The organism is Ferrimonas kyonanensis DSM 18153, assembly GCF_000425405.1.
Classification (GTDB): domain Bacteria; phylum Pseudomonadota; class Gammaproteobacteria; order Enterobacterales; family Shewanellaceae; genus Ferrimonas; species Ferrimonas kyonanensis.
Genome location: NZ_KE384364.1, coordinates 116,788 through 131,246, shown reverse-complemented (window position 1 = coordinate 131,246; position 14,459 = coordinate 116,788). Strand labels below are relative to the sequence as shown.

Here is a 14,459-nt window from a genome sequence, read left to right as displayed (position 1 = left end):
TTATGGAGAGAGCAGATGGGATGGATTCGGCGGTGGTGGCAGGCCTATTGCAACTGGTGTGATGCCAATGGCCTCAACCCCAAGCATAAGCGCAGCTGTGTGGTGACCATGGCGGAGCCACCGGACTCCGGTCGTGATGCTGACTGACAGTCACTGTCATCTCGATTTCGAGTGTTTCGATGCCGATAGAGAGGCGGTGCTGCAGCGGGCGGCGGCGGCCGGGGTGGAACACATCGTGGTGCCGGCGGTGGCCGCCGAGCACTGGCCCAGAGTTGCGGCGCTCGCGGGGCGCTACCCCAATGTGAGCTATGGCCTTGGCATTCACCCTTGCTTTGCCAGCGAACGCAGCCTGACGGAGCTGGAGAGGTTGCCGCAAGGGTTGCAGCAGCCTGGCTGTGTGGCCATCGGCGAGTGTGGCCTGGACGCGGTCAACTCGCCACTGAATCTGACTGAACAACAGCGGTTGCTGGAACGGCATCTGGTGGTGGCCAGCGAGGCTCAGCTGCCGCTGCTGCTCCATGTCCGCAAAGCCCATCACCTGTTATTGCCGCTGCTGGACCGGCATTCGCTGCCCGGCCGCGGGGTGATTCACGGTTTCAGTGGCAGCCGTGAACTGGCGATGGAATACGTTCGCCGGGGCTATCGGCTCGGGGTTGGCGGCGTCATTACCTACGCCAGAGCCGCAAAAACCCGTGCGGCCATCGCCAGCGTACCTGTTGACGCTTTGTTATTGGAAACCGATTCACCGGATATGCCGCTGTGCGGACAGCAGGGAAAGCGCAATGAACCCGCCTCGGTGCAATCGGTGTTGCAAGCCCTGTCACAGCTTCTAGACTTACCTTCAGATGCGCTCGCTGAGCAGTTAGCTCGCAACAACTCGCGCTTTTTCAACCGTTTGGTGTAAATTTTCACCGAGCAGCCTTGGCTTTTGTCCCACTTTACGAACTGGCAGCCGTAATTCCTGTTCGACTGTAATGTGGCTATCAAAGTGTGTATCTGAATTACTGATATGTAAGATAAATATGTCGTTTGCCTGTTTTATGGTCGAAAAATTTGATCTGGACAGCGATTTTTGTTTTTTGGAACAGTATAATTCCGACCGGATGATAAGTTGTTTTACGACATAATTTATAAAATTTAACAAGAGGATGATGGGTTCATGGGTATACTGATGAGCTTAGTAGGGGTGGCTACCCTAATCGCGATCGCCATTGCGTTTTCGACAAATCGCAAAGCGATCAACCTGCGCACCGTTGGTGGTGCTCTGGCCATCCAGGCTGCCCTGGGTGCGTTTGTACTGTACGTTCCTTTCGGTAAGGACGTACTGGGTGATATCTCCAGCGCCGTTTCCAACGTAATCTCTTACGCGAACGACGGTATTGGTTTCCTGTTTGGTGATTTGGCCAAGTTCAAAGTTGGCTTCATTTTTGCCATCAACGTTCTGCCAATCATCGTGTTCTTCTCCTCCCTGATTGCAGTGCTGTACTACCTGGGTGTGATGCAGTGGATCATCCGTATTCTGGGTGGTGGCTTGCAGAAGGCTCTGGGTACCTCTCGTCCTGAGTCCATGTCTGCGACTGCAAACATCTTCGTGGGTCAAACCGAAGCGCCTCTGGTTGTTCGTCCGTTCATTGCCTCCATGACTCAGTCTGAGCTGTTCGCCATCATGACCGGTGGTCTGGCGTCGGTAGCCGGTTCTGTTCTGGCGGGTTACGCAGGTCTGGGTGTGAAACTTGAGTACCTGATTGCCGCTTCCTTCATGGCTGCCCCTGGTGGTCTGTTGATGGCCAAACTGATTGTGCCTGAAACCGAAGAAGCCAAGCAGGACATGGATGACATCGGCGAAGCCGACGACAAGCCTGCTAACGTTCTGGACGCTGCCGCGGCCGGTGCCTCTTCCGGTATGCAACTGGCTCTGAACGTAGGTGCCATGCTGTTGGCCTTCATCGGTCTGATCGCCATGATCAACGGCATCATCGGTGGTATCGGTGGTTGGTTCGGCATGCCTGACCTGACTCTGGAAATCATCCTGGGTTACGCTTTCTCCCCACTGGCCTTCATGATTGGTGTGCCTTGGAGTGAAGCCACTGTTGCCGGTTCCTTCATCGGTCAGAAGATCGTAGTGAACGAATTCGTTGCCTACATCAACCTGGCACCGTACCTGAGCGGCGAAACCCTGATCAACGGCGTTGTTATGAGCGACCGTACTCAGGCTATCCTGTCCTTCGCTCTGTGTGGATTTGCGAACCTGTCCTCCATTGCTATCCTTTTGGGTGGTCTGGGTGCCATGGCTCCAAACCGTCGCCACGATCTGGCTCGCCTGGGTCTGCGTGCGGTACTGGCCGGTTCTCTGTCCAACCTGATGAGTGCGACTCTGGCTGGTTTGTTCCTGGCCCTGTAATCGCGCTACGCACTAGTGTGCTTCAGGAAGGCCGGACCTAGTGTCCGGCCTTTTGTTTATCTGCAGTATGGCAACCGACGGTTCCCATTTACTCGTTAAGCGGTGGGTAATAAACCAAATATCCCGGCTCCTGGCAGTCGGTTTTGCTGTTTTGGCCGGGCATCATCGGTACCAGGGTAACTGGTAAATACTCTAAGGAAATGGGAGTGGATGATGAAAGTAGCAATAGCAACGACGGTGTTGTCAGCGGGGCTGATGACTCTGCCGGTGGCGGCAGAGCAGTTTTATGGTTTTATGGATCTGTCCATCAACTATCTGGACTGGACCGATAAGGCCGAGGACCGCACCAATCCCGACATTGGCGGGCGCGGTGGGCCCAAAGAGGACTTCTTCTACATCGAGCTGGAGGGCGGCGCCGGGTTTGACTGGGGTGACGTCTACGGCTTTATCGATTTCGAAAATCCCACCAACTCCAACGATGGCCAGTTCTCCGATGAGGCCTTTGCCACCGATGGCTTTCGTATCGCTGCCAAAGGCACCCTGGCCTACAACCTGGGCAGCAGTAACTGGAATGCCTACGGCCACCTCTACAGCTTCACCGAGTCCTCCAGTGGCTTCTTTGACCAGAACCTGGTGCTGGGGGTCAGTTACGACGTGTTCACCGACTTCGGCCTGTGGTTTAAGCCATTTATTGGCGGCCACTATGAGCAGCAGTCGTTTGCCGGCTCAGGCTGGAATGGCGGTATGCTGGGGTGGGTGCTCGGCTACGACTTTGCCATCGGCGAGCAGAAGTTTTCGGTCACCAACTGGCATGAAACTGAGTTTGCCCGCGATGATCAGTTCCGCAGCAACGGCACCCAGTACCAGTTGGCGTCGGTAGGCTGGAACGGGGCCGTGGCCCTGTGGTGGCACCTGCCCAACAACCTGACCGGTGGCCTGCAGTATCGCTACGCCGACAATAAGCTCGGTACCGCCGCCTACCACGACGCCATTATCTACAGCTTGCGGTACAACTTCTGAGGTGATGGCACAGTTGAACACGCCCCGTTGAGGGCGTTTTTTTATGGCCGTTTCCGCGGCTGAACAATTTGTAGACATTTTACTACTGACTGGGTGGGAAATGGGCTTGGTGGTCGGAGCTGTTGAGCTGGTTAGAGGCGAGAGTGCCAGAGTTAATTGCCGCCGCGGCCTTCGGTGACGGGATCAATTGAGCGCTGAGGACGATGGCTGAGACTAAAAAATAGCCACAAATTGGTATCTAATTTTCAACTTATCATCCTTCGGATTGGAAACCGGGTTTTTCTTCCGAATTATCTTCGTGTGTTGATTGTTTTCATTTTGATCGGCTTTTTAGTGACATTAGATCATAAATCGTTCAATAAGTAATCTAATCACAATTCATTATGTAATTTTACAACTAAACTGGAATATTGATGAAATGCGGGGGTTCGTTACGACAGTATGTCAAAAAGTCTATTAAGTTGCCGTCGAAGTGTTATCTGGATCACGCTTTTTGATATTTCTACTTTCTTTTAACCGGAAACGTGTAGCTAGTGATTGTGCCTGTGGGTGGGTCGGATAAAATGCGCCCTGTTCCAAGGATGTTGGAAAACAATATTTAATAATCTGTATTAATACAGGGGTTGATGATGAAAAAAGTATTGGCTGGTGCGGCTCTGGCTGCCCTCTCACTGAACGCTTTCGCTGCCGATTACTCTGACGGCGATATCCACAAGAACGACTACAAGTGGATGCAGTTTAACCTGATGCAGTCTGTGGATGCTCGCATCCCATACGGTGCTCAAGACACCACTTACCTGGAATTCGAATTCGGCGGTCGTTCCGGCATCTTCGATTTGTACGGCTACGTTGATTACTTCGACGTACTGGGTATTGACGGCGATGATCGTGACAACAGCGATAACATGTTCATGAAGCTGGCCCCTCGTATGTCTCTGGACGCCCTGACCGGTAAAGACCTGTCTTTTGGTCCAGTTCAAGAGGTTTACCTGGCGAACGTACTGAACGTTGGTGACAGCGCTCTGGTTGATACCTACTGGGGTGTGGGTTCCGATATCATGGTTCCATGGTTCGGTAAAGTTGGCCTGAACTTCTACGCTCGCTACGTTGATGAGAACTACGGCGCTGACAACGAAAGTTCTTGGGACGGCTACATGGTCTCCTTCAACTGGTTCAAGCCTTTCTACTTCTTCGACAACGGTAGCTTCATCTCCTACCAGGGTTACAACGACTTCAAATTCGGCGCTGACGAAATTGATGATCAAGAAGGTTACGCTAACCACTCTCTGGAATCTTTCCACGGCATCTACTGGCACTCTGACCGTTTTGCTGCCGGTTATGGCCTGAAGTACTTCATCAACATGGCGCTTGTTGAAGACGGTGACCGTCCAAACGGTGTACTGCAAGACACCACTGGCTTCGGTCACTACTTCGCGATAACTTACAAGTTCTAAGTTACGCTGAAAATGAGCCTCGAGTCTTCGAACTCGGGGCTTTTTTTTGTCTGAATTTCGCCGTCAGTCACCGTCCCTCGGCTGGCGTTGGCGTTCAGTCACGATTTTGTTAGTAATAAATCAACATTTCCTGCCGAAGGCGGTTGTAATCTGCATCCACTGCTGCCATGATGCTGCCGTTGTTGAATTTGTTACTGCGGGAAAATGGATTTTTCGCCCAAGGGTCGACCAAGGTCGCTCTTTCGATTCTTCAGGGAACCAAGTCCGCGTCACGGCATGTGAGCGGTAACCTCCTGCGCTAAGATACCTCATGTATCTCTGCCTGCCATTAATAGGTTTTATGATCATCTTTAGCCACGTGCGAGTGACCAATCTTTTTCTATACTGCTTTTAGTTAAATTTAGATCTGGGAGACTCACCATGAGTGATATTAAAGCGATTGCACAACGTGCACTTCAACTGATGGACCTGACCACCTTGAACGATGATGACACCGATCAGAAAGTGATCGATCTGTGTCACAACGCCAAGACCGCGGCTGGCAATACCGCTGCCATCTGCATCTACCCCCGCTTCATCCCCATTGCCCGTAAGACCCTGCGTGAAATCGGTGCCGAAGGCGTCCAGATTGCCACGGTAACCAACTTCCCTCACGGCAACGATGACATCGCCATCGCGGTAGCTGAAACCAAAGCGGCCGTCGCCTATGGCGCCGATGAAGTGGACGTGGTATTCCCATACCGTGCCCTGATGGATGGCAACGAGCAGGTCGGCTTCGATCTGGTGAAAGCCTGTAAAGAAGCCTGTGGCGATGTGCTGCTGAAAGTGATCATCGAAACCGGTGTACTGGAAGAGGAAGCCCTGATCCGTAAGGCATCTGAGATCTCCATCGATGCCGGTGCCGACTTCATCAAGACCTCTACCGGTAAAGTGCCTGTGAACGCGACTCTGGAAGCCGCTCGCATCATGATGACCGTGATCAAAGAGAAGAACACCAAGATTGGCTTCAAGCCTGCTGGTGGTGTTCGCAACGCCGAGCAAGCCGGTGAGTACCTGGATCTGGCTGCCAGCATCCTGGGTGACGACTGGACCTCTGCCCGTACCTTCCGCTTCGGTGCTTCCAGCCTGCTGAACAGCTTGCTGCACACCTTGGAACTGGCCGACGCACCTGCCGATTCTAAAGGTTACTAATCTACATCTGCGTTGATATTTGTGATCCGGATCGCCGGAACTTGCCAAAAGCTTGTCTACTATTGAGTCAGCTTTAGTAAGTTTACGACACAACCGATTCGAATCCATCTCAAAAATAAGATGATGTCGATGCCCCTCGGGCATCGACATGCACCGGAGGCAAAGGATGTTTCTACCTCAAGAGATTATCCGTAAAAAACGTAACGGCGAGCCGCTCAGCGAGCAGGAGATCCGTTTTTTCGTCCAGGGGATTACCGACAACAGCATCAGCGAAGGTCAGATTGCGGCGTTTGCCATGGCAATCTACTTCAAAGACATGCCGATGGATGAGCGCATTGCGCTGACCAAGGCGATGCGCGATTCCGGTATGGTCCTGAATTGGGACGGCCATAATTTCGATGGCCCGGTTATCGATAAGCACTCCACCGGTGGTGTGGGTGACGTGGTCTCGCTGATGCTTGGCCCCATGATCGCCGCCTGTGGTGGTTATGTTCCAATGATTTCTGGTCGTGGCCTGGGCCACACCGGCGGTACTCTGGATAAACTGGAGTCCATTCCTGGCTACAACATCACTCCGACCAACGACACCTTCGGCAAGGTTGTAAAAGAAGCCGGCGTCGCCATCATCGGTCAGACCGGTGACCTGGCACCCGCCGACAAGCGCTTCTACTCCATTCGCGACGTTACCGCTACCGTGGAGTCCATCGCCGCCATTACCGCTTCCATTCTTTCCAAGAAGCTGGCCTGTGGCCTGGACGCACTGGTAATGGACGTGAAAGTCGGTTCCGGCGCCTTTATGCCAACCTATGAGGCGTCTAAGGATCTTGCCAAGAGCATCGTCGACGTTTCTAACGGCGCCGGTGTCGCCACCTCTGCATTGCTGACCGACATGAACCAAACTCTGGCCAGCAGTGCCGGTAATGCGGTTGAAGTTCGTGAAGCGGTGCGTTACCTCACCGGTGAATATCGCAACCCACGTTTGCACGAAGTGACCATGGCGCTCTCGGCTGAGCTGCTGGTCCAGGGCAAACTGGCGACCGATACCACCGATGCCCGTGCCAAGCTGCAGCAGGCGCTGGACAGCGGTAAGGCGGCAGAGATCTTCGGTAAGATGGTGGCCGGCCTGGGTGGTCCTACCGACTTCATTACCAAGATGGATGTTCACCTGCCTCAGGCACAGATTATCCGTCCCGTCTATGCTGAACACAGTGGCATTGTCACTGCGATGGATGCCCGGGCCATGGGTCTGGCCGTTGTCGGTCTGGGAGGCGGTCGTCGCCTGCCAACCGATGGCATCGATTACGCCGTGGGTCTGAGCAACATCATCTCTCTGGGTCAAACTCTCGATAGCAGCACGCCTATCGCCATGGTTCATGCTCAGGATGACGCTCAGTTCCTGGAAGCGGAGGCCGCCTTGCGCCAGTCCGTTACTCTGGGTGAGTCTTACGAGGCCACTCCGGATGTGTACGAGACCATTCGCGGCAGCTAAGGAGAAAAAGTAGATGAAACGCGTATTTATCCTGATGATGGACTCCTTCGGCATTGGTGCCGCAGGGGATGCCGACAAGTTCGGTGACGTCGGTGCCGACACCTTTGGTCACATCGCCAAAGAGTGTGCCGATGGCAAGGCCGAAGTGGGCCGTTCCGGCGCACTGGCATTGCCAAACCTGGCCAACTGGGGCCTGGTGCACGCTGCCAAGGAAAGCACCGGTGAAGTGCCTGCGGGCATGAACCTGGATGCCACCGTCACCGGCGCTTACGGTTACTGCTCCGAACTGTCATCGGGAAAAGACACTCCCAGTGGTCACTGGGAGATGGCCGGTGTGCCGGTTCTTTACGAGTGGGGCTATTTCCACGACAAAGAGAACAGCTTCCCGAAAGAGCTGACCGATAAGATCCTGGAACGTGCCGGTCTGGACGGTTTCCTGGGTAACTGTCACGCCTCGGGCACCGCCATTCTGGAACAGCTTGGTGAAGAACACATGCGTACCGGTATGCCGATCTTCTACACCTCCGCCGACAGCGTGTTCCAAATTGCCTGCCACGAAGAGACCTTTGGTCTTGAGCGTCTGTACGAGCTGTGTAAAATCGCCCGCGAGGAGTTGGAGCCCTACACCATTGGTCGAGTAATCGCTCGTCCATTTGTGGGAGCTGGCGCCGCTGATTTTGCCCGTACCGGTAACCGGGCCGACTACGCCATTGAGCCGCCAGCGCCGACCGTGCTGGACAAGCACAAGGCGGCCGGAGGCCAGGTGGTGTCTGTGGGCAAAATTGCCGACATCTACGCCAACTGCGGCATCACCAAAAAGGTGAAGGGCACTGGCCTGGAAGCGCTTTGGGATCGCACCCTCGAGCAGGTAGACGAAGCCGGTGATAACACCATTGTGTTCACCAACTTTGTGGATTTCGACTCCTCCTACGGCCATCGTCGTGACGTTAATGGTTACGCCAATGCCCTGGAGTATTTCGATAAGCGTCTGCCAGAACTGATTGAAAAACTGGGCGATGAAGACGTGGTACTGGTGACTGCCGATCACGGTTGCGATCCAACCTGGACCGGCACCGATCACACTCGCGAGCACGTGCCTGTGCTGGCGTTTGGTAAGCCAGTGAAGCCCGGTTCTCTGGGCCACCGCGAATCGTTCGCCGATATCGGCCAGTCCATTGCCAGCTATCTTGGGCTGGAACCGATGGACTACGGTAAGTCTTTCCTGAATTAACTGATGAAATAACAAGGGGTCAATAATAATGGCAACTCCGCACATTAATGCACCAGCCGGCGCTTTCGCCGAAACCGTACTGTTCCCAGGGGATCCTCTGCGCGCTAAGTACATCGCCGAAACCTTCCTGGAAAACGTCGAGCAGGTGACTGACGTACGTAACATGCTGGGTTTCACCGGTACCTACAAGGGCAAGAAAGTGTCCGTTATGGGTTCCGGCATGGGCATCCCATCTTGCTCCATCTACGCCAAAGAGCTGATCACCGAGTACGGTGTGAAGAACATCATCCGCGTAGGCAGCTGTGGTGCCGTGAGCACCGACGTTAAAGTTCGTGACGTGATCATCGGTATGGGTGCCTGCACCGATTCCGGCGTAAACCGTACCCGTTTCAAGGGCTACGATTTCGCCGCCATCGCGGACTACGGCCTGCTGGCCAACGTAGTGAAGTCTGCCGAAGCGTCCAACATTCCGGTTAAGATCGGTAATGTTTACTCTGCGGACCTGTTCTACACGCCGGATCCAGAGATGTTCGACGTGATGGAAAAGATGAACGTCCTGGGCGTAGAGATGGAAGCGGCTGGCCTGTACGGCGTTGCGGCTGAATTCGGCGCCAACGCTCTGTGCGTAGTGACCGTATCTGACCACATCCGTACCGGTGAAGCGACGACCTCTGAAGAGCGTCAGAACACCTTCAACGACATGATCGTGATGACTCTGGACTCTCTGCTGTAACTCAGCCTGAGTTTACCGAGATAAAGGCGGCCCTTTGGGGGCCGCTTTTTTTTGTCTGTTGAGTCTGCTCATGGCGGCGCGCTTGGCCGACAACGACTTGGCCAGCAGATAGCCCACCAGGCCGGCCATCAACAACATCAGCGGTTGCTGGCGTTGCTGGTCCCTGTCCAGGCGGCGGTTGTCCAGGAAGAACAGCTGGGTGTTGACCCGAATGCGAATAAACCCCAGGGTGCCGGTAGGTTGCTCTATGGTGGCTACAAAGGGGGTATAGCGCTTGAGCGCCGCTTCCAACTGCTCCGCTTCCGGTAGTTGAGACTCAGGAAACAGGCTTTGGGCCTGCGCCAGTCGCTGGCCTTCATCGCTGAAAATGCTGGCAGACAGGACCCGGGGATCCTTGATCAGTTGCTGCACCAACCAGTCCAGCTGTTGGTCGTCCTCTTTGGCCAGTGCCGGGGCGGCGCCGATGGCGGCGTATTGCACCAGCTGGGTGGCCAGCTCACCGGCCTGCTGGTTCAGTAGCTGCTGGCCCTGATGCTGATGATGGCGCCACAGGTTGAGGGTGACCACCATCAGGGTTACCGCCAGTATCACCTGCAGTACCCGCCAGACCACCAGGCGTTTATTACTGATTTTTATGTGGGTATTCGTTCCCGCCATGGTTGTCCTTGCGACCGGCTCATCCTTCTGTGATCCTAACCACTCTGGTTGAAAAATAACAGCCGACAAGGTTATCTCCCTGAAAATCTAAGCGAAAGGAAGTCTAATGAGTCGCCCCGATTGCCATACGCCCGTCAGCCACCCCTGGCAGTTGCTGCTGATCTGTCGCAGCGTCGCCGCACTGGAAGCCAGCTCACTGCCCCAGGGGGTGTCGCTGGCGAACGCCTGGCGCAGTGAGGTGGCCGGCTATCAGGTCGCCCGCTGGCCGCTGCAACAGCCATTGACCTCTTTGCCCGAGGTGGCTGAGGGCGAGCTGTTGTGTCTGGCTACCGATGGCCCGGTGCTGGCCCGGCCCGGCTTGTTGCTGATGGACATGGACTCCACCGCTATCGATATCGAATGCATCGATGAGATCGCCCGCGCCGGTGGCGTCTACGAGGAGGTCAGCGCTGTCACCGAAGCGGCCATGCGCGGTGAACTGGGGTTTGAGCAGAGCTTGCGTCAGCGGGTGGCCAAACTGGCAGGCATACCGGCATCGGTACTGGATGAGATTGCCGCCGAGTTGCCGCTGAACCCGGGGCTGACGACGCTGGTGACTCACCTGCAACAAGCGGGCTGGCGGGTGGCACTGGCTTCCGGCGGCTTTAATCGCATCGCCTCGGTGTTGGCGGCGCAGTTGCAACTGGATTACTTTCAGGCCAACGATCTGCAGGAGCAAGACGGGCGCCTGACCGGCGAGGTGACCGGCACCATCGTCGATGCCCAGACCAAGGCGCTGATTCTGCAACAACTGGGGCAGCAGTATGGCATCGAACCGAGCCAGTGGGTGGCACTGGGGGACGGGGCCAACGATCTGCCGATGATGGAGACCGCCAAACTGGGCGTCGGCTTTCGGGCCAAGCCGGCGGTGGCGGCCCGCGCCGATGCCCATCTGAGCCAACTTGGGCTGGATGCGGTGCTGGCAATGTTGATCTAGGTCACGTTTTTCTGGTCTAATCAGTGCCCTCGCAGTCAATGAGCAGTAGAGAGTCATGCAACACAGTCAGGGATCCGACTATCTGAACTATCGGAACGGCCGCCTGCACCTCAAGGTGCTGAACCCGCAGTCGCCACACAAAGGGGTGGTGTTGATGGTGCACGGCGCCATGAGCAACGGCCGAGTGTTTTACAGCGATAAAGGCAAGGGGCTGGGCTGTTATCTGGCGGATCAGGGCTATCTGGTGTACGTGCTGGACTGCTACGGTCATGGCCTGTCCCACCCGCCCTTGGCTCACAAAGAGAGCCATGGCCAGTACGAGATCATCAGTGAACAATTGCCCCTGGTTCAGCAGTGGCTGCATCAGCGCCACGGCGGGGCGGTGCACTGGGTGGGCCACTCCTGGGGCGGGGTCTTGATGATTGCCGCGCTGGCCCGTTACCCGCAATTGCTTCGCCAGGTGCAGACGCTGTCGCTGTTTGCCTCCAAGCGTACCGTGCGCAGCTGGAGTTCGGAGCGGTTGTTGAAGATCGAGCTGGCGTGGAAACGGTTGTTCCCCTGGCTGGGGGAGAAGCTGGGTTACCTGCCGCTGCAACGGTTGCGGGTCGGCATGGATGATCAGTCAACCCGGTTCCTGCTGGACTCGCTGCCCTGGATCAGCCAGCGCCAGTGGCTGGACGAGCGCGATGGCTTCGATTACGGCGATGCGGCCCGAACGCTGGTACGCCAGGGGCGTTGGCCGGTGACCTGGTTTGCGGCCGGAGCCGGCGATCGTGCCCTGGGCAATCCCAGAGATGTGCATGACCTGATGCAGGAGTGCGGCTTGGCAGGACAGGCTCAGTACCAGGTGTTTGGCCGCAGTCAGGGCTTTCGCCGAGACTACGACCATGCGGGGCTGCTGACCCATAGGGATGCCGCCGCCGAGCTGTTTCCTAATGTCCTTAGCTGGTTGCAGCAGCCTCAATGGGCAGGCGATATTGCAGCAGAAACTCAGGGGTGATGTCCCGCAGTTCACCGATGACCGCGATCTGCCACAGCATCTCTTCCAGCTCTTTGGCCCGGTGCAGGGCGTGGGTGCTGATGGCGGCCAGTTCGGCCTGCAAGTAATCCAGATCCGGTTTCTGTGCCCGGTCCAGCTGTAGGCTGACGACCTTGAGGTGCCCGTCGCCATGCAATTGGGCCAGCTTGAGCCGAACCTGATCAGAGTTGCCAATCTCAGACAAAGCCCACACCTGGCGCTGGTCCCGCTCCGGTGGCCAGTGCAGCACCAGAGTCGACTGCCAGGCCGGCTCCTCGTTGCGGCTGCGGGCCATGTGGTCGTACTGAGTGTGCACCACCTCATTGTTGAGGATGGCGTCGAGGTTGAGGCCGTGCAGGTCGGTCAGCGACTGCAGCGCCGGGCTGGGCAGCAGGCTGTTGCCAGCCAGGTTGGCGTGCAGCTTGCTTTGGCGCTTGTGAATGAAAAACGGCAGAGAGTACAAGCGCTTTAGCACCAAGTTCTTGACCCCTTCCAGCAGCTGACGATGTTGAATCTGGCTGCCGACCTGCACCATCTTATCCCGGTTCTGACTCAGCAGGTGAGACAGGAATACCACTCCGGAGTGCGGTTCGTCCTCCACCGCTTTCAGGTGCAGGGTCTTGCCGTCCTGCTGGCTGCGCACCAGCTCATAGGGCAGCTGTTTCAACTTCAGCTTGCCGGCCAGTGGCTGCAGCTCGGGAAACTCCAGTTTGAGGGTGTCATGCAGCGGCAGGTCCACCGTCTGCTCCATATCCAGCCTCAGCCCTCGCGGTGACACATCCACCGACAGGGCCACCATCTCATCGCGCTTGTGGGTGACCAGCACTCGGGTTTGCAGCGAGAAACGAGGCTCTCGCCGTAGCTCCTGTTGTTGGCAGGGCAGGGGGCGAGGATCCATGTCTGACACTCGCTTCTGGCCAAACTGGCGCAGCTGGTTGATGTGGCAGTCGGAGTCGTAGTCGGCAAAGCCGCTGTGGTCGCCAGGGGCCTGGCTGCTCAGATGCACCAACAGCGACATGCCGTTGATCTGCTGCCGTACCAGGGCGTCGCTGGGGCGGCCGTTGACCGGCGAATGACTGGCCCACTCTTTATCCCGCTCACTGATGGCATGCAGGTTAACACGGTGCACCCGGAATCCGCTCTTGCGGCTGGCGTGTTTGAAGAAGCAGGCGCTCATCTGCTGCCGCTCCAGTTCAAACAGGGTCGCCGAGAAGAACAGCTTGTGGTTGTCATGGTGGTGGACAAAGCTGAACAACAACTGGTGAGCCAGTTCGCCAGGGTGCTTGAGTTGCCTGGCCAGACGCTCCTCGGTGAGGGCCGAGCACAGTTGGCTGTGGCCACGTTCATCCAGCCAGTAATTCAGGTGGTTGCGGTTGGATTCGGTTTGCAGCGCCATGGACGGCTGCAATTTGCCGTTTTTCAGTGACATGGCTATGGGAACCGACGCCAATCGTGGCAGGTACTGGCGCTCATAGCCACGACTTTTGGCCGTAGACAGCAGATGGTTGAGCTCGGGGCGGGTTCGCAATCGACTGACACTGAGAATCCGCTCAAAGGTCTGATCCAGGCTGGGGGTATTGTCCACCCGTCTCAGCCGTATCTGGGTGTGATCGTCGGCCGGCTGGGTGTCGATCACCTGGTAGCTGACGCCGTGTTTGAGTTCCGGCACCGTGAACTCACTGGCGATCTCGGTGAAGCTGACAATCACCGGCTGGGCCGGATCCAGTACCCAGGGGCGCTGGGTTTTAATCTTGGCACCCCGAATCGATACATCCTGAGTGCGTCCGGAAACCGGTGCGCCATTGGGCTGCCACAGGGTGATGGGCGATGAGAAGGTGTGGCGGGTTTCCCGACGGCGAATGTAATGCCCCATGGGCAACAGGTCCATGCGCGGCGGCCGGGCCGGTTGGTCGCTGTCTGAGTCGAGGGGGGCCGGGTCGTTGCTGTCGGGCTTGAGGGACTCCAGCAGCGCCTCGTATGCCCCGACGGTATAGCGCCCCTCATACAGCTCGATCTGCTGCTGCAAAAACTGCTCGGCCTCTTCATCCAGGCGGTGGCTGACCCCACAGATCTCCACCTCGCGGGTCTCCTGGGCACAGTGGCCGCTCAGGTCGATTTTCCGTTGGCAATCCTGATTCAGCCGCCGTAACTCCATGCGGACAAGAAAGCGGTCGGAGCTGCTGAGGTGGGACGTTGCCTGGTCGAGCAGGCTGTCAAAACTGGCGTCTTGCAGTAATGGAATGAGCTGATTTATAAGATCGTTATGGTCTTCCATGGGAACAAAATTCA

13 protein-coding genes are annotated in these 14,459 nt (G+C 56.5%); 11 read left to right on the top strand and 2 right to left on the bottom strand.

Features of this window, described 5'->3' with window-relative positions; translation table 11 throughout:
• The first annotated feature begins 15 nt into the window (after nucleotides 1–15).
• The 9 genes from H598_RS27025 (at nucleotide 16) to deoD (ending at nucleotide 9,519) form a co-directional block, all read left to right on the top strand.
• A complete protein-coding gene (locus H598_RS27025) occupies nucleotides 16–147 on the top strand; it encodes a DUF5363 domain-containing protein (protein WP_245595612.1) in 132 nt (43 codons plus the stop codon).
• Nucleotides 137–904, top strand: coding sequence for a TatD family hydrolase (locus H598_RS0116065; RefSeq protein ID WP_028113905.1), 768 nt, complete (start codon nucleotides 137–139; stop codon nucleotides 902–904). Before H598_RS27025 ends, H598_RS0116065 begins: the two co-directional genes overlap by 11 nt.
• A gap of 255 nt (nucleotides 905–1,159) precedes the next feature.
• Nucleotides 1,160–2,401 (top strand): NupC/NupG family nucleoside CNT transporter, encoded by a 1,242-nt coding sequence (locus H598_RS0116060; RefSeq protein ID WP_028113904.1) that lies wholly within the window; start codon nucleotides 1,160–1,162, stop codon nucleotides 2,399–2,401.
• Between the two features lie 210 nt (nucleotides 2,402–2,611).
• On the top strand, nucleotides 2,612–3,421 hold the full coding sequence (locus H598_RS0116055; RefSeq protein WP_028113903.1) for an outer membrane protein OmpK: 810 nt from the start codon (nucleotides 2,612–2,614) through the stop codon (nucleotides 3,419–3,421).
• Nucleotides 3,422–4,050: 629 nt separating this feature from the next.
• The gene (locus H598_RS0116050) at nucleotides 4,051–4,875 is read left to right on the top strand and encodes a nucleoside-specific channel-forming Tsx family protein (RefSeq protein ID WP_084144509.1); all 825 of its coding nucleotides are present in this window, start codon (nucleotides 4,051–4,053) and stop codon (nucleotides 4,873–4,875) included.
• Nucleotides 4,876–5,295: 420 nt separating this feature from the next.
• A complete protein-coding gene (gene deoC, locus H598_RS0116040) occupies nucleotides 5,296–6,066 on the top strand; it encodes a deoxyribose-phosphate aldolase (RefSeq protein WP_028113901.1) in 771 nt (256 codons plus the stop codon).
• Between the two features lie 166 nt (nucleotides 6,067–6,232).
• Nucleotides 6,233–7,555: a thymidine phosphorylase gene (deoA, locus tag H598_RS0116035; RefSeq protein WP_035416044.1), complete on the top strand. Its 1,323-nt coding sequence runs from the start codon at nucleotides 6,233–6,235 to the stop codon at nucleotides 7,553–7,555.
• Nucleotides 7,556–7,568: 13 nt separating this feature from the next.
• Complete coding sequence (locus H598_RS0116030; protein ID WP_028113899.1) at nucleotides 7,569–8,786, top strand: phosphopentomutase; 1,218 nt, start codon at nucleotides 7,569–7,571, stop codon at nucleotides 8,784–8,786.
• A gap of 28 nt (nucleotides 8,787–8,814) precedes the next feature.
• Nucleotides 8,815–9,519 (top strand): purine-nucleoside phosphorylase, encoded by a 705-nt coding sequence (gene deoD / locus H598_RS0116025; protein ID WP_028113898.1) that lies wholly within the window; start codon nucleotides 8,815–8,817, stop codon nucleotides 9,517–9,519.
• A gap of 12 nt (nucleotides 9,520–9,531) precedes the next feature.
• On the opposite strand, the gene H598_RS24700 is transcribed toward deoD, so the two are convergent.
• Nucleotides 9,532–10,176, bottom strand: a complete 645-nt coding sequence (locus H598_RS24700; protein WP_051252793.1) for an AhpA/YtjB family protein — start codon at nucleotides 10,174–10,176, stop codon at nucleotides 9,532–9,534.
• A gap of 106 nt (nucleotides 10,177–10,282) precedes the next feature.
• On the opposite strand from H598_RS24700, the gene serB reads away from it, so the two are divergent.
• Both serB and H598_RS0116010 read left to right on the top strand, forming a co-directional pair.
• On the top strand, nucleotides 10,283–11,152 hold the full coding sequence (gene serB / locus H598_RS24695) for a phosphoserine phosphatase SerB (protein WP_051252792.1): 870 nt from the start codon (nucleotides 10,283–10,285) through the stop codon (nucleotides 11,150–11,152).
• A gap of 55 nt (nucleotides 11,153–11,207) precedes the next feature.
• Nucleotides 11,208–12,152 carry an alpha/beta fold hydrolase gene (locus H598_RS0116010; RefSeq protein ID WP_028113897.1) on the top strand — a complete coding sequence of 315 codons (945 nt, stop codon included), beginning with the start codon at nucleotides 11,208–11,210 and terminating at the stop codon, nucleotides 12,150–12,152.
• Here H598_RS0116010 and H598_RS0116005 read toward each other — a convergent pair.
• Nucleotides 12,094–14,445 (bottom strand): PilZ domain-containing protein, encoded by a 2,352-nt coding sequence (locus H598_RS0116005; protein WP_028113896.1) that lies wholly within the window; start codon nucleotides 14,443–14,445, stop codon nucleotides 12,094–12,096. The genes H598_RS0116010 and H598_RS0116005 overlap by 59 nt on opposite strands.
• Nucleotides 14,446–14,459 lie beyond the last annotated feature (14 nt).

Excerpts from the sequence above, each read along its gene's own strand:
- H598_RS27025 (WP_245595612.1), top strand. The coding sequence starts at position 16 with ATGGGATGGATTCGGCGGTGGTGGCAGGCCTATTGCAACTGGTGTGAT.
- H598_RS0116065 (WP_028113905.1), top strand. The coding sequence starts at position 137 with ATGCTGACTGACAGTCACTGTCATCTCGATTTCGAGTGTTTCGATGCC.
- H598_RS0116060 (WP_028113904.1), top strand. The coding sequence starts at position 1,160 with ATGGGTATACTGATGAGCTTAGTAGGGGTGGCTACCCTAATCGCGATC.
- H598_RS0116055 (WP_028113903.1), top strand. The coding sequence starts at position 2,612 with ATGATGAAAGTAGCAATAGCAACGACGGTGTTGTCAGCGGGGCTGATG.
- H598_RS0116050 (WP_084144509.1), top strand. The coding sequence starts at position 4,051 with ATGAAAAAAGTATTGGCTGGTGCGGCTCTGGCTGCCCTCTCACTGAAC.
- deoC (WP_028113901.1), top strand. The coding sequence starts at position 5,296 with ATGAGTGATATTAAAGCGATTGCACAACGTGCACTTCAACTGATGGAC.
- deoA (WP_035416044.1), top strand. The coding sequence starts at position 6,233 with ATGTTTCTACCTCAAGAGATTATCCGTAAAAAACGTAACGGCGAGCCG.
- H598_RS0116030 (WP_028113899.1), top strand. The coding sequence starts at position 7,569 with ATGAAACGCGTATTTATCCTGATGATGGACTCCTTCGGCATTGGTGCC.
- deoD (WP_028113898.1), top strand. The coding sequence starts at position 8,815 with ATGGCAACTCCGCACATTAATGCACCAGCCGGCGCTTTCGCCGAAACC.
- H598_RS24700 (WP_051252793.1), bottom strand. The coding sequence starts at position 10,176 with ATGGCGGGAACGAATACCCACATAAAAATCAGTAATAAACGCCTGGTG.
- serB (WP_051252792.1), top strand. The coding sequence starts at position 10,283 with ATGAGTCGCCCCGATTGCCATACGCCCGTCAGCCACCCCTGGCAGTTG.
- H598_RS0116010 (WP_028113897.1), top strand. The coding sequence starts at position 11,208 with ATGCAACACAGTCAGGGATCCGACTATCTGAACTATCGGAACGGCCGC.
- H598_RS0116005 (WP_028113896.1), bottom strand. The coding sequence starts at position 14,445 with ATGGAAGACCATAACGATCTTATAAATCAGCTCATTCCATTACTGCAA.